At 61.6% G+C, this 11,276-nt stretch carries 11 protein-coding genes; 5 read left to right on the top strand and 6 right to left on the bottom strand.

What is annotated here, in order from left to right:
* Positions 1–51: 51 nt before the first annotated feature.
* The 3 genes from CFU_RS03755 (at position 52) to CFU_RS03745 (ending at position 2,374) form a co-directional block, all read left to right on the top strand.
* Positions 52–489, top strand: coding sequence for a hypothetical protein (locus tag CFU_RS03755; protein ID WP_014004714.1), 438 nt, complete (start codon positions 52–54; stop codon positions 487–489).
* Positions 490–608: 119 nt separating this feature from the next.
* Positions 609–1,565 (top strand): homoserine kinase, encoded by a 957-nt coding sequence (locus CFU_RS03750; protein ID WP_014004713.1) that lies wholly within the window; start codon positions 609–611, stop codon positions 1,563–1,565.
* 11 nt (positions 1,566–1,576) lie between these two features.
* Positions 1,577–2,374, top strand: a complete 798-nt coding sequence (locus tag CFU_RS03745) for a BPSS1780 family membrane protein (protein WP_014004712.1) — start codon at positions 1,577–1,579, stop codon at positions 2,372–2,374.
* A gap of 111 nt (positions 2,375–2,485) precedes the next feature.
* Here the strand turns inward: CFU_RS03745 and CFU_RS03740 are convergent, their stop codons facing one another.
* Positions 2,486–4,765 carry a UvrD-helicase domain-containing protein gene (locus CFU_RS03740; protein WP_014004711.1) on the bottom strand — a complete coding sequence of 760 codons (2,280 nt, stop codon included), beginning with the start codon at positions 4,763–4,765 and terminating at the stop codon, positions 2,486–2,488.
* A 209-nt stretch (positions 4,766–4,974) separates the two neighbouring features.
* Between CFU_RS03740 and CFU_RS03735 the strand changes: the two genes are divergently transcribed.
* Together CFU_RS03735 and CFU_RS03730 are read left to right on the top strand one after the other, a co-directional pair.
* Entirely contained in the window at positions 4,975–6,201 is a 1,227-nt protein-coding gene (locus tag CFU_RS03735; RefSeq protein ID WP_041741207.1) for an MFS transporter, read from the top strand.
* Between the two features lie 94 nt (positions 6,202–6,295).
* Entirely contained in the window at positions 6,296–6,784 is a 489-nt protein-coding gene (locus tag CFU_RS03730; RefSeq protein ID WP_041741205.1) for a Dps family protein, read from the top strand.
* Positions 6,785–6,845: 61 nt separating this feature from the next.
* Here CFU_RS03730 and thiE read toward each other — a convergent pair whose 3' ends face one another.
* Genes thiE through thiC form a run of 5 tightly spaced genes read right to left on the bottom strand, consistent with a single transcriptional unit; the run spans position 6,846 to position 11,274 of the window.
* Complete coding sequence (gene thiE, locus CFU_RS03725) at positions 6,846–7,460, bottom strand: thiamine phosphate synthase (RefSeq protein ID WP_014004707.1); 615 nt, start codon at positions 7,458–7,460, stop codon at positions 6,846–6,848.
* A 4-nt stretch (positions 7,461–7,464) separates the two neighbouring features.
* Positions 7,465–8,280 (bottom strand): bifunctional hydroxymethylpyrimidine kinase/phosphomethylpyrimidine kinase, encoded by an 816-nt coding sequence (thiD, locus tag CFU_RS03720; protein ID WP_014004706.1) that lies wholly within the window; start codon positions 8,278–8,280, stop codon positions 7,465–7,467.
* Entirely contained in the window at positions 8,277–9,089 is an 813-nt protein-coding gene (locus tag CFU_RS03715) for a thiazole synthase (protein WP_014004705.1), read from the bottom strand. Before CFU_RS03715 ends, thiD begins: the two co-directional genes overlap by 4 nt.
* Positions 9,090–9,142: 53 nt before the next feature.
* Complete coding sequence (gene thiS / locus CFU_RS03710) at positions 9,143–9,343, bottom strand: sulfur carrier protein ThiS (protein WP_081466549.1); 201 nt, start codon at positions 9,341–9,343, stop codon at positions 9,143–9,145.
* A gap of 8 nt (positions 9,344–9,351) precedes the next feature.
* Positions 9,352–11,274: a phosphomethylpyrimidine synthase ThiC gene (gene thiC / locus CFU_RS03705; protein ID WP_014004704.1), complete on the bottom strand. Its 1,923-nt coding sequence runs from the start codon at positions 11,272–11,274 to the stop codon at positions 9,352–9,354.
* Positions 11,275–11,276 lie beyond the last annotated feature (2 nt).

Below are 11,276 nucleotides of genomic sequence, written 5' to 3'. Positions count from 1 at the left end.
TTGTTACAATGAATACTTCCATCTTGTTTTGATCAAGGTAGCCAAATTCTCATGAATAAATCTCAAGTCTGGCAGCTGCTGGCAGCAGGTATTGTCTCGCTCGCAACGCCTTTGTTGGTAAATGCACAACAAGCGCCGCAACCGTCCAAGAGTGCAGCGCCGCCACCGCCTGAACTGCAAAAGCTGGAAGAAGGCGAAGCGCCGGCCGCCACAATCCGCAAACCGGGCGACGAGCCGGCCGGGATCACGCAAAAACGTGAGCAAGGCCGCGTTAGCGAAGTCAAGGTCGAGAGCGGCGGCAGCACCTATTACGTGAAGCCGGGCTCGCAAGCCGGCACCCTGCAGCCAGGCGATTCGATCCCGCGCGGCGCCCAATGGCAAATCAAGGAATTCGACCTGGGCCAGAAGGCCCGCAAGCCAGGCGAAGCAGTGCAGGCCGACGGCGATGCCGGACTGCCGCCGCCGACAGTGGCGCCGTCCAAGAACTAGCCAGGCGATTGCTGAGCAGCCATGCGGCTGATGCGCGGAAAACCGCTGCGCATTTGCCGCATATTTATTCCAACCCGGCCTGAACCTGGTCCGAATCTTGTCCTTTTCCGATTTTCCCCATGGCAGTATTTACCCCCGTCACGCTAGACGATCTCACGCAGTGGATCCCTCCCTTTTCCTTGGGCAAGGCACTGGCAATCCGGGGCATCTCGTCCGGCATCGAAAACAGCAATTTTTTCATCGACACCGAGCGCGGCGAGTATGTGCTGACGGTGTTTGAAAATCTCAGTTTCGAACAGCTGCCGTTTTACCTGGAACTGATGCGCCACCTGGCGCAGCGCGGCGTGCTGGTGCCCGAGCCTATCGCCAACCTGCAAGGCCGGATCATCAATCCGCTGCATGGCAAGCCGGCCGCCATCGTCACCAAGCTGGAAGGCGATTGCCAGCTGGCGCCGGCGCCCGTGCATTGCGCAGCCGTGGGCGCGATGCTGGCAAAGATGCACCTGGCGGCGCAGGATTTCCCGATTCGCCAGCCGAATCTGCGCGGCCTTTCCTGGTGGCGCGAAACTACGCCGGTGGTGCTGCCCTACCTACCGCAAGAAGCGCAACAGCTGCTGCGCGACGAAATGGCGTTCCAGGAAAATTTCGCCGCCTCGCAAACATATAGCCGATTGCCGAACGGACCGGTGCACGCCGACCTGTTCCGCAACAACGTGATGTTCGACGGCGAGCGGCTGACAGGATTTTTCGATTTCTATTTCGCCGGCTGCGATACCTGGCTGTTTGACCTGGCGGTCACGGTCAACGACTGGTGCATAGACCTGGCCAGCGGCAAGCTTGACGACAGCCGGACAAGAGCGATGCTCGATGCGTATCATGCGGTGCGGCCGTTCAGCGCCGACGAACAAACTGCCTGGCAAGCGATGCTGCGCGCCGGCGCCTTGCGCTTCTGGCTGTCGCGGCTGTACGATTTTTATTTGCCGCGCGAAGCAGAAATACTGACGCCGCACGACCCCGGCCATTTCGAGCGGATCCTGCGGCAGCGCGTCGCCCATCCGGCGCCAAACCTGTACTGATTAGATAAATAATGGAAAAACTGCCTGCCAAAACCGGATGGATATGGATCAAGGAGGGGTTTGCGCTATTCCGCAAGCAACCGGCCGAGATCTCCACCTTATTCCTGGCGTATATGTTCGCGATGCTGCTGCTGAACGTCGTGCCGCTGCTGGGACGAATATTACCGCTGGTCCTGGTGCCAGTGTTCGCCATGTCCTTTATGCAGGCTTGTGTGAATATCGAGCAGGGCAAACGCGTCTACCCGAATCTGCTGATGGTAGGTTTCCGCTCGCCGGCACTACAGAAATTATTGCTCCTGGGCGTGTTGTATCTGATCGCGGCTGTCATCGCGCTGGCGGCATCATCGTTGATTGACGGCGGCCTGTTCTGGCAAACCGTGACTGGCGAAAGCACGCCTGACCCGAAGGAAATACAGGATTCCAGCATGTCGCTGGCGATGTTGTTTTCCGCCGTGGTCTACCTCCCGGCGGCAATGGCATTCTGGTATGCGGCGCCGCTGATCATGTGGAAAGAAATGGGTGTGCGGAAAGCCGTTTTCTACAGCTTCTTTGCCGTCTCGCGCGAATTGAAAGCATTCGCCGTCTATGGACTGGCGTGGGCCGCCATCGGCGTCGTGCTGCCGGCGATCATCAGCGTATTGATAGCTGTCCTGGTCGGCAGCCAATCGGTCACGCTCATGATCCTGCTGCCGCTATCGATCGCATTGACGGTAGTGATGTACTGCTCTTTTTATCCGACTTATACCCACATCTTCGGCCGGCCTGAGGCTGATTTGCCGCCGCTGCAGGAAACCGGCGCTCAGGAATAAGAACCGGGGGCGGGTCAGAACGTAGGGTGGGCAAGTTTTTTTTGCCCACGCGTTGCCGCCAATACCGCGTGACGATGAATTCGAGGCCACGCGTGGGCACAGGTGCCCACCCTACGCAATCTTCTCCAGCTTCGCCACGCTCAGGTCCAACAGTTTCATGCCATGCCTGCCGAAGTTGATGTGGGCGCGCGCATTGCCGCCGCTGCCTTCGATATTCACGATCACGCCTTCGCCGAACTTCAGGTGCGCCACGTTCTCGCCAATGCGCCAGCCGATATCGCGCCGGCCGAAGTTCTTGGAGATATTGTTGGCAGCTTTCTCAGGCGCCTCGTCCCAGGCCGATTTGGCGTTGGCGAACCAGCTATGCTGCTGCACCTTGGGCGACAGCCACTTCAGCGCATCTTCCGGCAATTCGTCGAAGAAGCGCGAGCGCATGTTGTAGCGGGTCTGGCCATGCAGCATCCGGGTCTGCGAAAAACTCATGTACAGCCGTTTTTTCGCACGCGTGATGGCGACATACATCAGGCGCCGCTCTTCTTCCACGCCGGCGTCCTCTTTCTGCGAATTCTCGTGCGGGAACAATCCCTCTTCCAGGCCGGTAATGAACACCGCGTCGAACTCCAGGCCTTTGGCCGAGTGCACCGTCATCAGCTGCAAGGCTTCCTCGCCAGCCTGAGCCTGGTTATTGCCAGCCTCCAGCGACGCATGCGAAAGGAAGGCCGACAATGGCGACATCACCGCGGACAGCGGCGCATCGGCATCGAACACTTCGATGCCGTCGGCGGTCGTGATGGCCGCTCCTGACACCGCTTGCGCCTTGGGCCCAAGCAAGGCCGGCGCATCGATGCCGAATCCTTCTTCCGAAACAAACAGGGTCGCGGCATTCACCAGCTGCTCCAGATTCTCGATGCGGTCGGCGCCTTCTTTTTCATTCTGGTAGTGCTGCAACAGGCCGCTCAGGTCGAGCACCACCTGCACCATTTCCGGCAACGGCAGATGCTGGGTTTCAAAGCGCCCGCCTTCGATCAGCTTGAGGAAGGAACCGAGCGTGGCGCCAGCCTTGCCGGCTACATACGGCACCGCTGCATACAAGGAGATGCCGTATTGCTTGGCCGCGTCCTGCAGCTGCTCCAGCGAGCGCGCGCCGATGCCGCGCGCCGGGAAATTCACCACGCGCAGAAAGGCCGAATCGTTGTGCGGATTGTCCATCAGCTGCAGGTAGGCAATCGCGTGCTTGACCTCGGCGCGTTCGAAATAGCGCTGGCCGCCGTACACCCGATAAGGGATGCCGGACGCCACCAGGGCATGTTCGATCACGCGCGACTGCGCATTGGAGCGGTACAGCACCGCGATTTCGCTGCGGCTGGCGCCTTCGTTGATCAGGCTCTTGGTTTCTTCGATGATCCACTGCGCTTCCTGCAGGTCGCTGGTGGCTTCGTAGATGCGCACCGGCTCGCCGTGGCCGGCGTCGGTCCGCAGGTTCTTGCCGAGCCGCTTGCTGTTGTTGGCGATCAGGGTATTGGCGCTGTCCAGGATATGGCCGTGGGAACGGTAATTCTGCTCCAGCTTGATCAGGTTCTCGACCCGGAACTCATGCTCGAACGCACTCATGTTGCCGACATTGGCGCCGCGGAAGGCATAGATGCTCTGGTCGTCGTCGCCCACCGCAAACACCGCGCCGCGCTGGCCCGCCATCAGCTTGAGCCATTTGTATTGCAGGTCGTTGGTGTCCTGGAACTCGTCCACCAGGATGTGCTTGAAGCGCGACTGGTAGTGCTCGCGCAGCGGCTGGTTGCGGCTCAGCAGTTCATAGGTGCGCAGCAGCAGCTCGGCGAAATCGACCACGCCTTCGCGCTGGCATTGCTGGTCGTACAGGTCGTACAGCTCGACGAACTTGCGGTTGTAATCGTCGTTGGCTTCGACCTCGTTGGCGCGCAAGCCCTGGTCCTTGGCGCCGTTGATGAAGTACATCAGGTTGCGCGGCGGGTATTTTTCATCGTCGACATTGAGCGATTTCAGCAAACGCTTAATTGCCGACAGCTGGTCCTGCGAATCCAGTATCTGGAAAGTCTGCGGCAAGGCGGCGTCGCGGTAATGGGCGCGCAGCAGGCGATTGCACAGGCCGTGGAAAGTCCCTATCCACATGCCGCGTGTATTGATCGGCAACATCGCCGACAAGCGCGTCATCATTTCCTTCGACGCCTTGTTGGTGAACGTCACCGCCAGCACGCCCGACGGCGATACCTGGCCGGTCTGGATCAGCCAGGCGATGCGGGTGGTCAGCACGCGCGTCTTGCCGGAGCCGGCGCCGGCCAGGATGAGTGCGGATTGCGCCGGCAGGGTGACTGCCGCGAGCTGTTCTGGATTGAGGTTATGAAGAAGATTTTGCATCCCGCCATTATAAGCTGCGCGGGCGGTTGGCCGATGCAACGCTCATGCAACGATCCTGCAACCCTCAGGCAACGGTCGCGGCCGACAGCAGCATGCCGTCATCGCGCCAATGGCAGCCGCCAGCAGCATCGGGGCCAGGAGAGTAAAATACTGCATTGCATCAATCCCCTTCGCAGTCATCCACCCAATCAACCAAGTCGTCGCCCGCCATGTCCGAAGAAGTTAGTCTCGACCGCGCCAGCCAGCCGCTGTCCGGGACCGCCATCACGTTCCACATCGTTTCTACTGCATTTTTTACATTCATTTGCTACCTGGCAATCGGCATACCGCTGGCGGTGCTGCCCGGCTACGTCCATACCGACCTCGGCTACAGCTCGGTGCTGGCCGGCCTGGCGATCAGCATGCAGTACCTGGCGACCTTGCTGAGCCGGCCGTTCGCCGGCCGCATGGCCGATTCGGTCGGCCCCAAGACCGCCGTCCTGCGCGGCCTGGCCGGCTGCAGCGTGAGCGGCGTGTTCCTGCTGGCGGCGGGATTCTTTCCGCACATGCCGGCGCTGAGCCTGGCGATCCTGCTGATCGGCCGGCTGGTGCTTGGCTGCGGCGAAAGCATGGTCGGCACCGGCGCGATTACCTGGGGCATAGGCCGGGTCGGCGCCCAGCACACGGCGCGCATGATTTCCTGGAACGGCATCGCCACTTATGGCGCACTGGCTATCGGTGCGCCGCTGGGCGTGGTGATCCACCATGCCTGGGGTCTGGCGGCGGTAGGCGCCACGGTGACCGTGCTGTCGCTCGGCGGTTTCCTGCTGGCGCGCCTGAAAACGGCGACAGCCGTGGTGCGCGGCGAACACTTGCCGTTCCAGCACGTATTGCGCAAAGTATTTCCACACGGCATGGGCCTGGCCCTGGGCTCGATCGGTTTCGGTTCCATCGCCACTTTCATCACCTTGTTTTATGCCAGCCACCAATGGCCCAACGCGGCATTTTGCCTGACCCTGTTCGGCACCTTCTTTGTCGGCGCGCGCCTGCTGTTCGCCAGCACCATCTTGCGCTTCGGCGGTTTCCGCGTGGCGATCGTCTGTTTCTCGGTAGAGGCGCTCGGCCTGTTGCTGCTGTGGCAGGCCAGTTCGCCTGCGCTGGCGCTGGTCGGCGCCTCGCTCACCGGTTTCGGTTTTGCCCTGATCTTCCCTGCGCTGGGAGTGGAAGCGGTGAACCTGGTGCCGGCCACCAATCGCGGCAGCGCCCTCGGCGCCTATTCGGTATTCCTGGACCTGGCGCTGGGCGTCACCGGCCCGCTGGCGGGATTGATCGTGGGCCAGTTCGGCTATCCGGAAGTGTTCCTGTTCGCCGCCGTGGCGTCGCTGGCTGCGGTAGCGCTGACCGTCAGCATGTATCGCCGCACGCAGCCGGCGTCCAGCGCCGCCGTCCCCGGTTAGGCCGGGAAAAATACGTGCATTGCTTTGCCTGCGGCGAATTGACTTAAAATCGAGCTGCAAGTCTTCATACATCACTGTTAGAAGGAGTAGCGCAATGGTAAAGAAAAGCGTCGCCGTCATCGACATCGGCATCAGCGACAAGGACCGCAAGAAAATCGCCGACGGCCTCAGCAAGCTGCTGGCCGACACCTATACCCTGTACCTGAAAACCCACAATTTCCACTGGAACGTGACCGGGCCGATGTTCAATACATTGCACCTGATGTTTGAAACCCAGTACAACGAACTGTGGCTGGCGGTGGACCTGATCGCGGAACGGATACGCGCGCTCGGCTACCCTGCGCCGGCCACTTACAAGGCATTCTCCAAACTGACCTCGATTACGGAAGAGGAAGGCGTGCCGAACGCGACCGCCATGATCCAGCAGCTGGTGCAAGGGCAGGAAGCCGTCACCCGCACCGCGCGTTCGATTTTCCCGGTAGTTGACGCCGCCTCGGATGAACCGACCGCGGACTTGCTGACGCAGCGCATGCAGCTGCATGAAAAAAATGCGTGGATGCTGCGCAGCCTGCTGGAAACCTGAGCGGTTCCAAATCAACCGATGATCGCGGCTACAATCAATCCGCAGCCGCGATCATCGGTGTCTAACGATTCTCGAATAACGTAACAAAGCTGCGCGCCGCAGCGGCAGGATCGTCCGCCAGGTAAACGCTGCTGATGGCAGCTACCATATCGGCGCCGGCCGCAATCAGGGGCGCCGCGTTCTCTTGCGTCATGCCGCCGATCACCACGTTCGGCGCCGCGATTTGCGCTTTGGCGCGGGTGACGATGTCGGGCGGCGTGGTGACCGGATATTTCTTGACGCGCGACGGATAGAATCCGCCGAACGCCACATAGCTGGCGCCGTCGCGGTATGCAGCGTGCGCCAGTTCCAGGTCGCCGTAACAGGACGCGCCGACGATCTTGTCCGCGCCCACCATGGCCCGCACTTCGGCCACGCTGGCGTCGGTGCCGCCGACATGGATGCCGTCGGCTCCCAGCTCCATGCATAGCTCGACATAATCGTTGACGATAAATGGCCGCTGATAACGCCGGCATAGCTTCAGCAACGCCTCAGCCTGTTGCCGCCGTTGCACGGCATCCGCGGTCTTGTGCCGGTACTGCAGCAAGGCCGCGCCTCCCTGCAACGCTTGCTCGGTTACCTGCAGCAGTTTGTCGGTGTCGTCCCAATCGGGTGTGACGATGTATAAACCCTTCATCGCTTTATCCTCGTAATTTTAAGAATGGCAGGGTGCGGCTGGGGATGCGCTGGCCGGCCGCGATGGCGTAGGATGCCGCCAGAGTCTGCTGGCAATAGGTTTGCGCGGCGTCTATCGCCGGCTCCATGTCCATGCCTTGCGCCAGCAGCGCCGACAGCGCCGCCGCCAGGGTGCAGCCGCTGCCATGGAATTCGCCCGGCAGGCGCGGCCAGCGCCAGTTACGCTGCCGGTCTCGGCTGATCCAGCGGTTCACCACTTCATCCGGTTCCGGACCATGGCCGCCCTTCAGCAGCGCATGCCGGCAGCCGCGCTCAAGCAGCAGCGCGGCTTGCTGTTCGGGACCGATCTGGGCGCCGCACAAACGGTCAGCCTCGATCCGGTTCGGCGTAATCACCGTGGCCAGTTCGAATAGCGGGGCCAGCGCCGCAACCGGGTCTTCGCTTGCCAGGCTGTCGCCGCCGCCGGTCGCCAGCACCGGATCGAACACCACCGGCAAATCGGGCTGCCGTGAACGCAGCTCACGGATAACGTCGGCAATCGCTTCGGCATTGGCGCGGTTGCCGACGATGCCGAGCTTGACCGCTGAAATATCGATACGATCGACCAGCGCCTGCGCCTGCTGCCGCACCAGATCGGCAGCCACCGGATGGACGCCGAACACGCGCTGGTTGTCCTGCACCGTCAACACCGTCACCACCGACAAGGGATGTCCGCCGAGTGCGGCAATCGCCGTGATGTCGGCCTGCAATCCGGCGCCGCCGCTCGGATCCGAACCGGAAAACACCAGCACGCAGGCCGGCGTTGCAGCAGCTGCATTCACTTGAGTCGTCCCGCCATCGGTGAGGATGGCGACGCTGCAAAGCGCTTTGGAATCCGGCCGGCGAGAAACGCTTCGCGCCCGGCTTCAATCGCCAGCCGCATCGCCCGCGCCATGCGGATCGGGTCCTGGGCGCCGGCAATCGCAGTATTCATCAGCACGCCGTCGCAACCCAGTTCCATTGCGATCGCCGCATCGGACGCCGTGCCGACGCCGGCATCGACCAGCACCGGCACCTTGGCCTGTTCAATGATCAGCGACAGGTTCCACGGATTCAGGATGCCCATGCCGGAACCGATCAGCGACGCCAGCGGCATCACCGCCACGCAGCCGATCTCTTCCAGCAGGCGCGCCTGGATCGGATCGTCGCTGCAATACACCATGACGTCGAAACCGTCCTTGACCAGGGCTTCTGCCGCTTTCAAGGTTTCCGGCATGTTGGGAAACAGCGTACGTTCGTCGCCCAGCACTTCAAGCTTGGCCAGCTTGTGGCCGTTCAGCAATTCACGCCCGAGCTGCAGCGTGTAAATCGCATCGGCCGCGGTGTAGCAGCCCGCCGTGTTGGGCAAGATGGTGTAACGCGACGGCGGCACCACATCCAGCAGGTTGGGCGCTTTCGGATCCTGGCCGATGTTGACGCGCCGGATCGCCACCGTGATGATTTCGGCGCCGCTGGCTTCGGTGGCGGCGCGTGTCTGTTCCAGGTCGCGGTACTTGCCGCTGCCGACCAGCAGCCGCGAACGGTAGGTCTTGCCGGCGATGGTCAGGCCGGTGTCTTGTTGTCCCGTTTCAGGGAGAGAATTCAGATCCATGACAAATCCTTTAAAGATTTTGCAGGGCGGGCGCTGGCGCCCACCCCACGATTTCAGCCGCCGCCGATAGCGCGCACCACATCAACCTTGTCTTGCGGCTGCAAGATGCGCTTCGGCCACAAGCTGGCCGGCACCACCTGCCGGTTGACGGCGACCGCCACCGCTTTCCCGGCCAGTTCCAGCGCCGTGATCAGCTGTTGCAGGTTCTCGCCGTCGGCCAGCGGATGCGGCGCACCGTTGAGTACGATTTCCATCATCGGCCTCACTGCTTGCTGTAGATTTCCGCGCCGTTCTTGACGAACTCGATGGCTTTCACTTCCATCCCCTGCTTCAACGCAGCGATGTCGGAAATGCCCTGCGCGGCGGCGTATTCGCGCACTTCCTGGGTGATCTTCATGGAGCAGAAATGCGGGCCGCACATGGAGCAGAAATGCGCCACCTTGGCGGAATCCTTGGGCAGGGTTTCGTCATGGAATTCGCGCGCCTTGTCCGGATCGAGGCCGATGTTGAACTGGTCTTCCCAGCGGAATTCGAAGCGTGCTTTCGACAAGGCGTTGTCGCGGATCTGCGCGCCCGGATGGCCCTTGGCCAGATCGGCCGCATGCGCCGCGATCTTGTAGGTGATGATGCCGTCCTTGACGTCGACCTTGTTCGGCAAGCCCAGATGTTCCTTCGGCGTGACGTAGCACAGCATGGCCGTACCGTACCAGCCGATGGTGGCGGCGCCGATGCCGGACGTGATGTGGTCGTAGCCTGGCGCGATGTCGGTGGTCAGCGGTCCAAGCGTGTAGAACGGCGCTTCGTGGCACTGCTCCAGCTGCAGGTCCATGTTTTCCTTGATCAGGTGCATCGGCACGTGGCCCGGGCCTTCGATCATCACCTGTACATCGTGTTTCCAGGCGATCTGGGTCAGCTCGCCCAGGGTCTTCAGCTCGCCCAGCTGCGCTTCATCGTTGGCGTCGTAGATCGAACCCGGACGCAAGCCGTCGCCGAGGCTGAAGCTGACGTCGTAGGCTTTCATGATTTCGCAGATGTCTTCGAAGTGGTCATACAGGAAGGATTCGCGGTGATGCGCCAGGCACCACTTGGCCATGATCGAACCGCCGCGGCTGACGATGCCGGTCAGGCGCTTGGCGGTCATCGGCACGTATTGCAGGCGGACGCCGGCGTGGATGGTGAAATAATCGACGCCCTGCTCGGCTTGCTCGATCAAGGTGTCGCGGAAGATTTCCCAGGTCAGGTCTTCCGCCTTGCCGTTGACCTTTTCCAGCGCCTGGTAGATCGGCACGGTGCCGATCGGCACCGGCGAATTGCGGATGATCCATTCACGCGTTTCGTGGATATGCTTGCCGGTCGACAGGTCCATCACGTTATCGCCGCCCCAGCGGATGGCCCAGGTCATCTTTTCGACTTCCTCGCCGATCGACGAGGTCACTGCGGAATTGCCGATGTTGGCGTTGATCTTGACCAGGAAATTGCGGCCGATGATCATCGGTTCGATTTCCGGATGGTTGATGTTGGCAGGAATGATGGCGCGGCCGCGGGCGATTTCGTCGCGCACGAATTCCGGCGTCACAAAATCGCCTGCGGCCGGCAGCGAAGCGCCGAACGACTGGCCCGGATGCTGGCGACCCATCAGGTCGGCCAGCTTGCTGCCCATCGGGCCGGAGGCTTTCAGCTCTTCCAGGTATTCCTTGCGGCGCATGTTTTCGCGGATCGCCACGAACTCCATTTCCGGCGTGACGATGCCTTGGCGGGCGTAATGCATCTGGGAGACGTTCTTGCCGGCCTTGGCGCGGCGCGGCTTGCGGTGCAGGTTGAAGCGCAGTTCGGCCAGCTTGGGATCGTTCAGACGCTCGATGCCGTATTCCGAACTCGGGCCCGGCAGCTCTTCGGTATCGTCGCGTTCCAGGATCCACGGCAAGCGCGGCGTCGCCAGGCCGGAGCGGATATCGATCTTTACATCGGGATCGCTGTACGGTCCCGAGGTGTCATAGACATAGATCGGCGGATTCTTTTCGGCGCCGAACGAGGCCGGCGTGTCGGACTGGCTGATCTGGCGCATCGGTACGCGGATGTCGGGACGCGAGCCGGTGACATAGATCTTGCGGGAATTCGGCAGGGGATGGATTGCGGCTTCATCCACCGTTGCTGTGGCGGACAAGAATTTTGGATTGGCGTTCATAT

The sequence above is a fragment of the Collimonas fungivorans Ter331 genome (assembly GCF_000221045.1).
Taxonomy (GTDB): Bacteria; Pseudomonadota; Gammaproteobacteria; order Burkholderiales; family Burkholderiaceae_D; genus Collimonas; species Collimonas fungivorans_A.
Note: the sequence above shows the minus strand (reverse complement) of the source record. Positions and strands in the feature narration are given on the sequence as shown.

Coding starts and splice junctions, on each gene's coding strand:
- CFU_RS03730 (WP_041741205.1), top strand. CDS start 6,296: ATGGTAAAGAAAAGCGTCGCCGTCATCGACATCGGCATCAGCGACAAG.
- CFU_RS03755 (WP_014004714.1), top strand. CDS start 52: ATGAATAAATCTCAAGTCTGGCAGCTGCTGGCAGCAGGTATTGTCTCG.
- CFU_RS03735 (WP_041741207.1), top strand. CDS start 4,975: ATGTCCGAAGAAGTTAGTCTCGACCGCGCCAGCCAGCCGCTGTCCGGG.
- CFU_RS03715 (WP_014004705.1), bottom strand. CDS start 9,089: ATGGATCTGAATTCTCTCCCTGAAACGGGACAACAAGACACCGGCCTG.
- thiC (WP_014004704.1), bottom strand. CDS start 11,274: ATGAACGCCAATCCAAAATTCTTGTCCGCCACAGCAACGGTGGATGAA.
- CFU_RS03740 (WP_014004711.1), bottom strand. CDS start 4,765: ATGCAAAATCTTCTTCATAACCTCAATCCAGAACAGCTCGCGGCAGTC.
- thiE (WP_014004707.1), bottom strand. CDS start 7,460: ATGAAGGGTTTATACATCGTCACACCCGATTGGGACGACACCGACAAA.
- CFU_RS03745 (WP_014004712.1), top strand. CDS start 1,577: ATGGAAAAACTGCCTGCCAAAACCGGATGGATATGGATCAAGGAGGGG.
- CFU_RS03750 (WP_014004713.1), top strand. CDS start 609: ATGGCAGTATTTACCCCCGTCACGCTAGACGATCTCACGCAGTGGATC.
- thiS (WP_081466549.1), bottom strand. CDS start 9,343: ATGGAAATCGTACTCAACGGTGCGCCGCATCCGCTGGCCGACGGCGAG.